Source organism: Pedobacter heparinus DSM 2366 (assembly GCF_000023825.1).
GTDB lineage: Bacteria > Bacteroidota > Bacteroidia > Sphingobacteriales > Sphingobacteriaceae > Pedobacter > Pedobacter heparinus.
Map to the genome: position 1 here is coordinate 3,154,227 of NC_013061.1, position 11,465 is coordinate 3,165,691.

Consider the following 11,465-nt stretch of genomic DNA (forward strand, 5'->3'; position numbering starts at 1 on the left):
AATACACAAAATTACCAAGCCTGGTAAATATAAGTATTGACATAGGATAAGTAATGTCAGGAAAATGGTTTATTTCGACAAGATCTCATCAACCATCCCGAACTCCTTTGCTTCTGCCGAGGTCATCCAGTAGTCCCGGCTCGCGGCTTCATTGATCCGCTCATAAGGCTGTCCGCTATGTTTGGCGATGATCTGATAAAGTTCTTTTTGCACCTGCAATACCTGCCTGACAGAGATGTCCATATCGGTAGCTGTTCCCTGCGTACCACCAGAAGTCTGATGGATCATTACGCGGGCATGCTGCAGGGCCGAACGTTTTCCTGCTGCGCCTGCACATAGCAATACCGATCCCATAGAGAGCGCAATACCTGTACAAATGGTAGCTACATCAGGAGCAATGAACTGCATCGTATCGTAAATCCCCAGTCCGGCATAAACGGATCCGCCGGGAGAATTGACATAAAGCTGAATGTCTTTTTCCGCATCCGCCGATTGCAGAAAGAGCAGCTGTGCCTGGATGACATTGGCATTTCTTTCGTCAACCGCCTCACCAAGAAAAATGATGCGGTCCATCATTAAACGGGAGAATACATCCATCTGGGCAACGTTAAGTTGTCTTTCTTCGGTGATATAAGGTGTCATGGCCACAGGCCCGGCCATAGCCGAAGTCCTGCTGATGTATTTGTCTACATACAAGCTGTTGATGCGGTGGTGCTTTACCGCATAGCGGCGAAATTCGTTGGTGTTCATATTGATCTTAGATTAAATTGGACATAACCATGCCTCTGCCCTTTTAGGGGACATTAACAAATGATGCTATTAATATGGCTTATTTGCTGAAGAGGCGCAGGATTTTTTGCCGGAAAGAAAGGTGTTCTGCAGCTGTAAATAGCTTTTGGTGCACCTGCCTTATTTCTTTACGCAATTGTTCCCTGCCATAGGTTCTAACCAGGGTCAGCACCTGTTCATTCAAAGATGTCTTCATAGCGTATTGATTTTTCTTTTACCGTTTCCTTTACTTTTTCCAGGCATTTGAACTTCTGGGCGGTGGCAGACCTCGGCCCCGAAAAGCCAAACCTTCCCGCAAGCTGCTCCATACTGAGTTTCTCATAATAAAAAGCACTGAGCAGCTGCATACATTTCTGACCAGCTGTCTGCAGGAGCTTAAACAAACGGGAAGTAGATATTTCCCCTTCAACAGTATCGGTGAGACCAGCCTGTTCATCAAAATCTGCATTCAACTGATCTATAGACAATTGCCCCGAACTTTCTTTATACCGTTTGTTCCAAAGGTAACGGGCAATTCCAAAAAGATAGGCTTCATCGCTATGCTTCAATGTCAGCACTGAAGCCGTAGATTTTTCGTAATAGATGATCAGTGCATCCTGGAAAATGTCACGGGCTTCCTCCAGTGAACCGCCCATTTTGCTGATGTGACCTGCTACCAGCGGAAAGGCCTTTTTATACAATGCCGTAAGCCATGCTTCCCGGTCGTTGCCTGTAACATCTGTATTTGATTTCGCATCCATAATTACTATGTTTAATAGTATGTGTGCATTTTTAACCAAATATCACCAAAAAAAGGCAATTATTTTTGTGCAGCTTTTAAAATGAAGTCTACAATCGACTCAGCGCCTGACAAAAATAGCCGGACAGTTATTTTGTCATTCTTAACCCAAGCTGCGCCTCAAACAGTGATTTCGGCAATACCTGCTCACCCTTCATCTCTACCAGGCCTGCATTTTCAAAAGTAACAGTTTTATCAGAACGGAAGCCGACAATTATAGGTGCAGCAATTGTATAATTTCTGCGCCTGCTCATGTCCCAGAAATTATAGTGCTGTTCCTTATCAGATTTATGGTAAAAGTTCCAAAGTACCAGCTCCCTGCCATGATGCGGGTGTCCGGGCTCCGGTCCTCCCAAATTATAAAAAACACCTCCATCAATATCATCATAAAGTGTGGCAAAAGGCTGACCTGAATGAATATCAAAATTCTGATCTGTACCCAATGAACATTGGGTAATCACCGTACCTACAGCACTATATCCGGTTCCTGCACCGTGGTGTTGTGCCCCATTAAAACTACAGTGTTTCACCAGCACCCCATATCCCGTGCGTGCGTGTACAGAAGCATGGCCCTTTTTACCCCTGAAATGCGTATTCTCGATGGTAATCTGATATCCCGATCTGATAAAAACCCCTTCATTCCAGTCATGGAATTCACAATTTCTTACCCAGCTGTTTTTCAGGTATTCCATTCCGACAGCCTCATAGGCATAATCATGGATGGCATTCTTATGGTGGATGAATTCTTCAGGATAGTTTTTCCAGTTGCTCGTAAACAAGATGTCCTCTACCCCACATTGATCTATATGGTTATACGATTCAATAGTCCAGCTGGCCGATTTAACCATCCTGATGTCGAGGTGTATGGGATTTTTAAAACTGACCTTATTGCCTGAAATACCGGTTATCGTATGAATCTCATAAATCTGCATCCCACCATTGTCACCAAATAACCTTGTCCATTGTGGCTTCAGTTCAAGTGGCGCAAAATAGAGCCTTGTAAACTCCTCACTTCTGTGACGGATCACTACATCCTGTCCCACTTTAAGCTTTGAGGCATCTTTTACTACAACAGCAAACGTTTCACGGCCGGCATCCTGAACTATAACAGCCAGCTTTTCAGTCCCGGAATCAGCGGGTTTAAACAAAAACTGCCTGCCATTGATCCGCATATTGGCCTGATAGATCTCTGTACCCCCGGTCTTACTGCCACTCCCTTTTAACACAATACCACTTTTAGAGATCCGGATCTGCTTTTTGGCATCCTCATCCGGTGCAATAAGGTATTTACCTGGTGAAAAGAACACAACGCCAGCCCCTGGATTTGCTTCCGCAGCATCAATTGCTTTCTGTATGGCCATATCGTCAAACTGGTCATCATCAGGCTTAGCCCCATAATCATCAACCTTAAAAATTTTCTTTCCCTCAACCGAAGGAAGAGGGATCTCAGAAAATCCATACCCTGCATAAGAAAAATCAGGAAGCACCGGCGTACCCCCTGATTTTTTTGCCTTTACAAAATCTTCCCATAAAGGCGCTACCTTTTGTGCCTGCGCAGCTACCGAAAAAAACAAACAGCAGCCAAGAACCGGCCCAATCATACATCTCATTTCAATTCAATTAAATATCTATATATCATGTCCCATCCACCCCAGCTAAAAGAAACTAACTTCCTTCAGTACGCTCACCCTAACCACCCTGCTAAAAGAAACTAACTTCCTTCAGTACGCTCACCTTAACCATCCTGCTAAAAGCAACTAACTTCCTTCAGTACGCTCACCCTAACCATCCTGCTAAAAGAAAATTTACCTTCTCAGAGAAGGCCTAGGAATAATTTGCGCTTCTTCAGCGCAACTTGTTCCAGCCTTCGAAGAGAATGGTCAATTTTCAATCTAAAGCCCCTGTCTTCATTTCCTTTTTGGGCTTTGTATCTGTCTGATGCGCTACAACACCTTCAAATTCAACTTTAATCACACTTGCAATCGCATCCGGTGCTTGTCCAGGTACTTTAATGATCAGCTCACCCGCTTTGTTATCTGTGTTCAATTTAGCTTTGGTAGCCAGTAAAGTAGCCGATAGTACTTTATTTTTTACACCAGGAATAAGCAGCTGACCATCTGAAGGCCAGTTGAATACCGAGAAATAAAGTGTGGTACCTTTAGCCGTTTCCTTTCTGGTGCAACGGCCCCAGTCCAAGGCTGCAAGCGGGCTCGATTTAGTGCCATAAATAGACTCGCTGTTCACTTTCATCCATTTACCTATCGCTGCCAGGCGGTCAATGCTTTCCTGCGGAAATGTTCCGTCCGGTTTAGGGCCAACATTCAGTAAATAGTTCCCTCCTTTTGAGGCAATATCACAAAGGTTGCGTATCAGCGTTTCTGTAGATTTCCATTTGTGGTCTGAAGTTCTGAAACCCCAGGTACCATTCATCGTCATACAGGTTTCCCAGTCCATCCCATCCAGTTCTGCCTGGGTAGGTATTTTTTGTTCCGGAGTTTTGGTATCACCCGGAAAATTAGGACGTTTTAAACGGTCATTGGTAATGATGTGTGGCTGGGTTTTTAAGGCAGCCTGCAGTTTCAGCGCTGCTTCATCGGTCATATTCGTTGGAGTATCCCACCAAAGCACAGCAATATCGCCATAATTGGTCATCAGCTCCTTCACCTGCGGTACAGACACCTCATCAATGTACTGGTCAAAAGTACGGGTCATTTGAGCCGGGTCCCAATGTCCTTTATTCGCAGCAGTATAGGCATCTATTTTAGCAGAATCCGGATTTAACCAGCCTTCCCTCATTTCCTTTCTTGCGGCCGATCCACCCGGATTGTTCCAGTCCTGTGCCTGCGAATAATAAAAACCCAGTTTAATGCCATACTTTTTACAGGCAGCTGCCAAAGGCTTCAGCAAATCTTTGCCATAAGCTGTAGCATCTGTAACGTCCCATTTGCTGGCCTTGGAATTAAATAAGGCAAAGCCATCATGGTGTTTGGCCGTAATGATCAGGTATTTCATTCCTGCATCTTTTGCCATCCTTACCCAGGCATCAGGATCGTATTTTACCGGATTAAAGCTTTTGGCCATTTCCTGATATTCGGCAACAGGGATCTTAGACCTGTTCATGATCCATTCTGCCCCACCCCGCAGCTGCTCGTGCCCTTTATACACGCCTGCAAACTGGGCATATATCCCCCAGTGGATAAACATCCCGAACTTGGCCTCACGCCACCAGGCCATCCGTTCATCCTTGGTTAATGTTTTCTGACTGTAAACAGACTGCCCCAATACTAAGATGGCCATTACTGCTAAAAGTACTTTTCGTTTATACATGATTCGGTTCTATAATTTGGTTTCTATTATCCTCTAAAATAGAGAATAACTACAGGCCAATATTCAGCACAATTGGCTCATCATTAAACAATAATAACTATCTTTTTATTGCTTTGTACCGCAACAAAGCTTCCAGGTAATAATAATCTGCATAAGAAAGCGGCACATTTACCTCGCTGTCAGATGGTTTGGATCCTGTACTTTGTACAAGGATAAAACCTTTGTTTTCGCCAGCAGGTGAAATATATTTTGTACTCAGGCTGTTCAGCATCTTATCCGCCTTTTGCAGGTAAAGATTTTTACGCGTACTGTAACCACTCAGTTCATATAAACCAGAAGCAATTACCGCAGCAGCAGAAGCGTCACGTGGCTCTTTAGGAATTTCAGGTGCATTAAAATCCCAGTAAGGCACCAGATCTGCAGGCATATTGGGGTGGTTAAGGATAAAAGCGGCAACACCCTCTGCCTGTTTCAGATAGGCAGGGTCTTTTGTATAACGATAGCACATGGTATAACCATATAAGGCCCATGCCTGGCCCCTGGCCCAGGCCGATTCATGGCTATAGCCCTGATGGGTATTCTTTTTCAGTACCGCACCTGTATTCGGATCATAATCGATTACATGATAAGAACTGTAGTCGGCACGAAAATGGTTCTTCATCGTTGTATTGGCATGGCTCACTGCAATTTTATAGAATGAAGAATCACCAGTCAGCCTCGTGGCTTCAAAAAGCAGTTCCAGGTTCATCATATTGTCAATGATCACCGGGTTTACCCATTTATCTGTACTGTGGTCCCATGAGCGGATCACGCCTGTTTTAGGGTTAAAACGGGTTGCAAGGGTTTTGGCCGACTGTATGATCACCGTTTTGTAGTGTTCATCTTTTGTTAAACGGTACCCCGTACCTACACTGCAATATACCTTAAAGCCCATATCATGCGTTTTGCCATTAAACTGTTCCTGTTCTATAGCTGCCGTAAAAGCCCTGGCCTGGTCCTTCCAGGTTTGCTTACCTGTATATTCATACAAAAACCAAAGTTCACCCGGAAAAAAGCCACTGGTCCAGTCGCGCGAGGCTACCAGTTTTAAATTACCCTTCTCCAGGGTTCTCGGCGAAACCTGATCGTTTTTAGTTGTAGCTTTAACCTTTTCAATTTCCTTCAGCATAAGCATCGTCTGTGCATCCGCCTGTTTAAATGCTTTTTGTACATCAACCTTTTGTGCAAAAGCCGGAACGGCAAAAAGCATTGTCGCAGCTATCGTCAAAGTGCATAATCTCTTCATATTCTCTATTTTTATTCGCATTCTATTTTATTGGTATCAGCTGGATCTCCAGCAATTTTATCAGTTCAGCACCCTTAATGGTTATAGGTTTTACAGTTAGCTCATGTGTACCCGGAGCAATGTCGGCAATGCCAATTTCCTGGGTCTGCACAGCTCCGTTCCTCGCAGCCATTACCGTTTGCTGCCTGCTGAAACTACCAATTTTAACCTCATAAGAGGAATCTCCTTCTTCAGCAATATATTTAACCACCACCTTATATTTTGCAGGTTTTAACGCCCTTAAGTCCCATGACAGGTAATCGGCTTTATTTTTCCAGCCGGTTACATAATATTTATCGGTTTTACCGTCACCAAAACCCATCTTCCCATGTATCTTTGCATCAAATGCCAGCAACCTGTTTAACTTAACATTGGCTGCAATTAACCTGGCCGGATCCGTTTCAATTTTACCTTTTGTTTCCAGTACAATAACCACATCCGGACTGCCCGGAGATTTTTCGGGTACGCCAATGTTCAGGGTCAAAGCATCCAGCCGTTTCACCGGCAATTTCTTTTTTGTCTTATCGCTTAGCAGATATGCAGCTGTAACCTCAGTTTTTAAACCACCAAGCTCTAAATTACCATCTCTGGGCCAGTTAAATACATGCAAAAAAATCTGCGTTCCTTTTTGCGTAGTTACCCCCCAGGCCGGGATAGGCAGCTGTCCGCGCTGGCTGCCATAAATGGATACGCCGTTCTGGTCCAGCCAGCCACCTATGCTGTCCAGTATCCTGGTATCCCTGGTATCGAAACTACCATCACCTTTTGGCCCTATGTTCATCAGTAAATTAGCCCCCCTTGAAGCAGAATTGGCCAAAAGCTGTATAAAAAAGCTGGCCGGTTTATGGCTGTTGTCGTGTTTTGAATAACCATAAGATTCATTGGTGGTAGGAATGGCTTCTGCATCACCTTCAACGGTTATCAGTTCGGCCGGCCGGTCACCCGTATTCACATAATCGCCAAAGTTCCCGGTAGCACTCCTTACCAAACGGCCGTTCACTACAATATCCGGATCGGTTTCCCTGATGGCTTTCAGTATCCTGATGTTTTCCGAAAGCGGAAGTTTATGCGGGGTATCAAACCATAAAATATCAGGATGATATTTATGGATCAGTTCTTTGATCTGTGGTATCGCTTTTTCATCTACATACTTTTGGGCTTTGGGCAACCATTCAGGGTGACTGTCAAACCAGTTGGCACCACCTAACAATTTATCCCCACCCGGATTGTTATACTCCCAGTCGTTCCCCGGCGCATCAGGATGCTCCCAGTCGAACGCATGCGAATAGTAAAACCCAAACTTCATTCCCTGCTTTTTTGCCGCAGCAGCCAGCTCAGCCATCGGGTCGCGCTTAAATGGAGTTTGTTTAACTACATTAAAATCAGACACCTTTGAATCATACATGGCAAAACCATCATGGTGCTTGGCCGTGATGATAAAATAACGCATCCCTGCTTTTTTCGCATTCGAGATCCATTCATCCGCATTAAACTTTTCAGGATTGAATACATGGGCAAGATCTAAATAATCTGCCCTTGTGATCTTTTCTTTGCGCATTAAATGTTCAGAATACCCCTTTACGATCTTTCCTTTCCATTCTCCAGCAGGCACTGAATAAATTCCCCAGTGTATAAACATCCCAAACCTGGCCTCACGCCACCATTGTATGCGCTCATCATGGGTTTGCATAGAAGCTTTCCACCAGCCCTTTCTGGCCTCATCTATGGCTTTCTGGTCGCGCTGCTGCGCACGGTTAAACATCTCTTTGTCTTCATCACCGGCAACCTGGCCAAATGCTGTCATACCTGTCATCAGCAAGGCCCAAAATAAAACTGCCGGTTTATCATAACTGTTACGGAACATCATCTCTTTTCAATATAATTTTAAATTTAATCCAGCCAGATCAATGGGTTCCTCACCGGCAAATTCCTGATCACTTCTTCTACTTTTGGATCGTGGTCCAGTTTCTTCCAGGTATTCAGCCAATTTGCTCTCTGGTAAGCATTTGCCCCAAATACCAGGAAAGGCTGTGCCACTGGCCAGTTTTCCCAATACATCACATCAGGCTTTAAAGGCCATTTGCTTTTATCGGCTACAAATGGGTACAGGTAATCAATGCCTTTATCTATTGATTTTCCATCCGTAGTTTTGTAGGTCCAGAGGTTATCCGCTTTAACAGATAAGATCTGGCAAAGGGTAGTCATCGCATCCAGGTTAAAAATCGAATAACCATATGGTTTTGTACGGCCCAGTTCTCTCGGAAAACTGCCATCTGCTGCCATCTGGTTAGGCAGCAAAACGTTTTTATACCGGTCCCGGCAAAAGTCCATCAGCTTCGTATCCTGGCAAAGCTTAGCAAATGAAGCCACCTGCATGGTAAAACAGGTACCATGATTGTTTGTGGCATTCATTTCATCTTTGCCATACTGGTGCGTCATCAGCCATTCCAGGTAGGCTGCAAACCATTTTCTCGTTCCGGCCAGTACACCCGCATCCAGCACCTTTTCCATCACAATGGTACCCTGGGCCACTTCCATCAGCTGAATTGTATCTATAATACCTATACCCCTACCGGTAAACCGGCCTTTGATGGCCTGGGCAAACAGCAGGTTGGGGTTCATCTTTGTTGCTTCATTGATAAACCAGGCCTGCAAATGCCGCATGGCCTGCTTCGCATACTTTTCTTCACCGGTCAGCTTATAAGCGGAAGCCAAAGCCCCGATGATCTTGCTGAAACGGATCATCGCCAGGCGGTGGGCAACAAAATTCTGCGGATTGGTCATGCCATCCTTCTGGATATAAGGGCCGTCCGGATTTTGTGGATCCGGCCACCAGTAATCTCCTTCCGAATAAAAATCATGCTTTCCACCGGCACTCCGGGACGAGCTTTCTGCAGTTACCGTTACAGGTTCCTGCTTCATTGCCCATGCGGCATTTTTCAGGATCAGTGCTTTTAAAGTCCTGCCCACTTCTTTATCTGCCACAAGCGAAACGTCTGGCCCAGCCTTTACAGCAGCACATGATGGTTGCCCAATCATGCCCGCTACTGTAAATATGATTAAAAGAAATCCTTTCATGGCTTTATTTATTTGGTCATGGCCCTGAAGGTCACTTTGTTCAGGGTATTTGGCTTACCTTTTTCGGCAGCAGATATACTTGCCTTCAGTTTGCCATTTGCTGCTTTAACTACGTTGATCGTCCTGAAGCTATAGGCCCCTTTTTCATAATCAAAGGTCTCCCCATCGTCATCATACAACATGTATTTACCCGGTTTGCTGCCATAATACCTGATCTCCAGGTCCAGCTTGTCCGAAGGTTTAGGTGCATGCATCAATGCCGGCCCCATAGGGATAATTCCACCGTCCTTTACATAAACAGGAATTTTGTCAAGCCCCGGTGTCACCGTAATCACTTCCCCGTCGCCTGCATATTCCCCGGTGTAAAAATCAAACCATTTACCTTTGGGCAGGATCACCGTACGGGTAGCCTTTCCGGTAAACATAGGGGCTACCAGTAAGTATTCGCCTGCCATATACTGGTCTTTCACTTCCTTACTTACTGCTTCAGCATAAGGATTTTCTTCCAGGTTGGTGGTCTTCATTTCTTTTTTAACTTCTGTCTGGAAACCTTCTTCCAGGTTCATGGCCCTGAAAGGCGGGGTACCCTCAAAATGATATTTGGCAAACTCACTGTACCAGTAAGGCATCATCTGCATGCGCAGCAGGGCAATGTCTTTTACCTGCTTTTCAACGTTGGGGTACGACCATGGTTTGGTGCCTGTGCTCCAGGCATTGATCATGGCCATAGGCGAAAAGACGACCGATTGCATCCTGCGCAGCCATTCCTCTTCTGATTTGGAGGCACGGGCCTCCGGGGTCCACAACACTCCGGCAAAGCCACTGTTGATCAATGCGGTAATAAAGTCCTCATGGTTATAATAGTCGTTATAGATCACGTAAGGCAATGCAGCACCACCACCATTAGATGCCCGCACCAACCCATAGGTACGCTGGTTACGCGCATGGTACAGGTCTGCACTGTATTTCTGGATCAGCAAACCATAAGTCTGACGCATCTGCTCCGCACTATGTCCTGAAGGGAATAAAGTTACATCAGGCCATAAATAATGGTCATAACCGTCTACCTCATCAAATTTATAGCCACTTACACCAATGTCGACCTGGCTCTTTTTCAGCTGGCCAAAAAGAATGTCCCGGGCCTGTGGCATGGTCAGGTCAGGAACAGCACCCAGCCAAACGGTATGGTCGCCGGTAAATGGCTTAATGCTGTTGTAAATAGAGGCCTGCGGCGAAACGTAAGGGTTTGTCCACAGGTTTACCCTGATCCCTTTGTTCAGCAGGCTGTTTACAAATTTGGCCGGTTCCGGGTAACGGCCCTTGTCCCATTCAAAAGTACAGGGATAAGCCTTGCTCTGCCAACCTGGTTCCAGGCCAATAAAGTCCAGGGGGAAACCTTTGTCCTCAAATGCCTTCACTTCAGCTTCCACATCAGCAGCAGTATATAAGGTTTTCACACGCTGTGTAAAACCCAGGCCCCAGCGTGGTGGCAATACGCCCCCACCGTTTAACAGGTTGTACCGGCGTACCGCATCAAGTGGTTTGGGGCCTGCAAATACATAAAACTCTACCCCTTCGGCCGGTACAAGTACTTCCACGCCATCAGAATACGGGCGCGAGGACCAGCTTTTATCCGTATTGCGGTCTTTGGCCTCGGGTACATTTTTTCCGTCACGCTTTACGGCCGATCCTGCATAAATATTTAAATAGCGGGCCGAATTGATGAACACCCCATAACCGTTCGACGATACATAAAAAGGGGTCGGTGCATGGGTACGGCCATTGTCCTTACCCCCGTAATGGTCTACATGCAACTGCAGGATCTTGCCACGCTGGTGTACCGTCTGAAAATTAAGGCCAAAGCCATACAGCTGTTCCTTTTTATCCAAAGGAAACCTCAAATAGGTTTTTCCATCCGTCAGTTTAGCCACAATCTCATCTTTTGACAAAGGAAATTCAGCATCCCCCGCAGTTTTAAGTTCTTCAACAGCAGGTTTTGCCCCGGCTGCAACCAGCAGGTTATAACTTTCAGGCTTGCCAACGCTGCCCTTCCAAACACCAGGTGCAACCAGTTCCCATTTAATCTCCTGGGCCGAAAGGCGCGTGCAAAACAGCAAAAGGGTCAGACAGGCAATACATTTTAAAATTCTGTTCATAGCAGGTATAAAT

9 protein-coding genes are annotated in these 11,465 nt (G+C 45.5%); all 9 read right to left on the bottom strand.

Features of this window, described 5'->3' with window-relative positions; genetic code table 11:
- Positions 1–69: 69 nt before the first annotated feature.
- The 9 genes from PHEP_RS13320 to PHEP_RS13355 all read right to left on the bottom strand — a co-directional run bounded on the left by PHEP_RS13320 (position 70) and on the right by PHEP_RS13355 (position 11,452).
- A complete protein-coding gene (locus tag PHEP_RS13320; protein ID WP_015808501.1) occupies positions 70–750 on the bottom strand; it encodes an ATP-dependent Clp protease proteolytic subunit in 681 nt (226 codons plus the stop codon).
- 79 nt (positions 751–829) lie between these two features.
- Complete coding sequence (locus tag PHEP_RS22250) at positions 830–985, bottom strand: hypothetical protein (RefSeq protein ID WP_015808502.1); 156 nt, start codon at positions 983–985, stop codon at positions 830–832.
- Positions 966–1,529: an RNA polymerase sigma factor gene (locus PHEP_RS13325; protein WP_015808503.1), complete on the bottom strand. Its 564-nt coding sequence runs from the start codon at positions 1,527–1,529 to the stop codon at positions 966–968. The genes PHEP_RS22250 and PHEP_RS13325 overlap by 20 nt, the downstream gene beginning before the upstream one ends.
- A gap of 127 nt (positions 1,530–1,656) precedes the next feature.
- Positions 1,657–3,177: a DUF4955 domain-containing protein gene (locus PHEP_RS13330; RefSeq protein WP_238326476.1), complete on the bottom strand. Its 1,521-nt coding sequence runs from the start codon at positions 3,175–3,177 to the stop codon at positions 1,657–1,659.
- Between the two features lie 277 nt (positions 3,178–3,454).
- The gene (locus PHEP_RS13335) at positions 3,455–4,894 is read right to left on the bottom strand and encodes an alpha-L-fucosidase (RefSeq protein WP_015808505.1); all 1,440 of its coding nucleotides are present in this window, start codon (positions 4,892–4,894) and stop codon (positions 3,455–3,457) included.
- Between the two features lie 97 nt (positions 4,895–4,991).
- Entirely contained in the window at positions 4,992–6,179 is a 1,188-nt protein-coding gene (locus tag PHEP_RS13340; protein ID WP_036674627.1) for a glycoside hydrolase family 88 protein, read from the bottom strand.
- Between the two features lie 22 nt (positions 6,180–6,201).
- Positions 6,202–8,085: an alpha-L-fucosidase gene (locus PHEP_RS13345; RefSeq protein ID WP_015808507.1), complete on the bottom strand. Its 1,884-nt coding sequence runs from the start codon at positions 8,083–8,085 to the stop codon at positions 6,202–6,204.
- Between the two features lie 23 nt (positions 8,086–8,108).
- Positions 8,109–9,296 carry an alginate lyase family protein gene (locus PHEP_RS13350; RefSeq protein ID WP_015808508.1) on the bottom strand — a complete coding sequence of 396 codons (1,188 nt, stop codon included), beginning with the start codon at positions 9,294–9,296 and terminating at the stop codon, positions 8,109–8,111.
- Between the two features lie 8 nt (positions 9,297–9,304).
- Positions 9,305–11,452, bottom strand: a complete 2,148-nt coding sequence (locus tag PHEP_RS13355) for a glycoside hydrolase family 31 protein (RefSeq protein ID WP_015808509.1) — start codon at positions 11,450–11,452, stop codon at positions 9,305–9,307.
- Between the last annotated feature and the right edge of the window lie 13 nt (positions 11,453–11,465).

Bases quoted from the DNA above. Each gene is read 5' to 3' on its own strand.
- PHEP_RS13340 (WP_036674627.1), bottom strand. From the start codon at position 6,179: ATGAAGAGATTATGCACTTTGACGATAGCTGCGACAATGCTTTTTGCC.
- PHEP_RS13335 (WP_015808505.1), bottom strand. From the start codon at position 4,894: ATGTATAAACGAAAAGTACTTTTAGCAGTAATGGCCATCTTAGTATTG.
- PHEP_RS13355 (WP_015808509.1), bottom strand. From the start codon at position 11,452: ATGAACAGAATTTTAAAATGTATTGCCTGTCTGACCCTTTTGCTGTTT.
- PHEP_RS13350 (WP_015808508.1), bottom strand. From the start codon at position 9,296: ATGAAAGGATTTCTTTTAATCATATTTACAGTAGCGGGCATGATTGGG.
- PHEP_RS13320 (WP_015808501.1), bottom strand. From the start codon at position 750: ATGAACACCAACGAATTTCGCCGCTATGCGGTAAAGCACCACCGCATC.
- PHEP_RS13330 (WP_238326476.1), bottom strand. From the start codon at position 3,177: ATGAGATGTATGATTGGGCCGGTTCTTGGCTGCTGTTTGTTTTTTTCG.
- PHEP_RS13325 (WP_015808503.1), bottom strand. From the start codon at position 1,529: ATGGATGCGAAATCAAATACAGATGTTACAGGCAACGACCGGGAAGCA.
- PHEP_RS13345 (WP_015808507.1), bottom strand. From the start codon at position 8,085: ATGATGTTCCGTAACAGTTATGATAAACCGGCAGTTTTATTTTGGGCC.
- PHEP_RS22250 (WP_015808502.1), bottom strand. From the start codon at position 985: ATGAAGACATCTTTGAATGAACAGGTGCTGACCCTGGTTAGAACCTAT.